This window comes from Paraburkholderia sp. C35 (assembly GCF_003121405.1).
GTDB lineage: Bacteria > Pseudomonadota > Gammaproteobacteria > Burkholderiales > Burkholderiaceae > Paraburkholderia.
Window position 1 is genome coordinate 1 of sequence record NZ_QBUY01000219.1, and the last position, 1,525, is coordinate 1,525.

General features: G+C 53.2%; 1 protein-coding gene and 1 pseudogene. Both read left to right on the top strand.

Features of this window, described 5'->3' with window-relative positions:
* A pseudogene (locus DK391_RS44015) lies at nt 1-693 on the top strand (hemagglutinin-related protein); the annotation flags it as partial.
* On the top strand, nt 690-1,525 hold an 836-nt coding region (locus tag DK391_RS44020; RefSeq protein WP_109484273.1), incomplete at its 3' end, for a PoNi-like cognate immunity protein. The pseudogene DK391_RS44015 and the gene DK391_RS44020, both read left to right, overlap by 4 nt.

Here is a 1,525-nt window from a genome sequence, read left to right on the forward strand (position 1 = left end):
GTTGGAGGTGATGCGAACGCGGAACTCTTGGGCAAGGACTTGGGCAATCTGATTTATCAGGTCGCCAGCGCAGGGACAGTTGTTTACGGAGGAGCAAAGGCTGGTCTTGCCTTGGCGAATGCGGGCATCGACGTTGGGATCGATGCTTTGGTAAAGGCGAGCGGAAAATCCGGAGAGTTCGGTCAGTTGACGAATCTCGCTAGCATCTTTGGTGCAAATGGTGCGCCACTAATGGATTTCACCGCACTTACCAGCGCGCAAAAGGGGATGGTCGGTGAATTGCTTGGCAGCGCCACAATCGATAATATCGCTCCCGACGCCGAAAAGATCGGTCGTACACAGGCAGTTGGGCAGAACGGGATTGATGATCTTTACAAGGTCAGCAAACCGGGCGTCGATTATGTGGTGGTCGAATACAAGTTCGGCACATCCAGATTGGGATCGACGCTTGACGGGTTGCAGATGAGTGACGATTGGCTCACGGGCGCTAACACCGGGATTAACCGTATATTGCAGTCAGTTGGTGGAAATCGTGCTGCCGCAGAAGGAGTTCAGGACGCGATGATGTCTGGTCGTGTGGAGAAATGGCTGGTGCATACCGATCCTTTGGGAAATGTAACGGTCGGCATGCTGGACAGTAACGGAAAATTCATTCCTCAGCCTGCGTCCGCGATAATCGGAGCGACAAAATGACGAGAGATGCGCTTGCCTCACACGCATATTGGGATCAATGGATCGAACATTCGCAGAAGCGGATAGAGACCATGTGGGCAAAATCCAAGGAGCCGTCCAGTGACCCACGCTATCGACCACAGTATCTCTTTGAGATTGCGAAAGAATATTGGCAATTGATGTTCGAGCGGTATTCACGTGGTGACTCAGTTAGCGAGTTGGTTCAATATTTTCCGGGACTTCTTGACGCGTGGGAGGATTCCGAGCGGCTGGGGACAACTGTATTTTCATCGGAACAACAGGTCTCGCGCCGCAGTTGGACCAAGAACCTCGACAAATACATTGTGTGCTTCTGGCTGACCGGTTTAGCACTTGCTCTCGACATTCCTGACGATCAATGGAACCGTTTGACGGCCTTGATGGGCAATGAGGGTGAAGACGTGCTGCTCGACCGTATCATCTCAAGTCGCGATCATGGCCGGCGTATCGGGACTGTGTTATGTCATCCGAAACCATACGCCCGATTGCTCGATGCGATCAACGCACGGCCGCCCGACCAGCCGCACATCCTTCGGAAGTTTGTCGAAAACTGGTATGCGGAACTTGATCGTCCCTCAAAAAAGGGGGGGGTGACTGCAATATTCGATCGTCCCTACTGGTACGGATTCGATGAATTCATTGAGGGCGGTGCATACTTTGGGTTTTGGTGTGTCGAAGCTGTGGCGGCGGTCAAGGCTTTCCAACTCGATGACAGCCTATGCTTGGGATCACCGCATTATCCTGGTGACTTGCTTCGCCCTGGTGGACCGACTGCGTGCGATGTCGAAGGGGTGTCCGAGGCCGATAAAGCAGT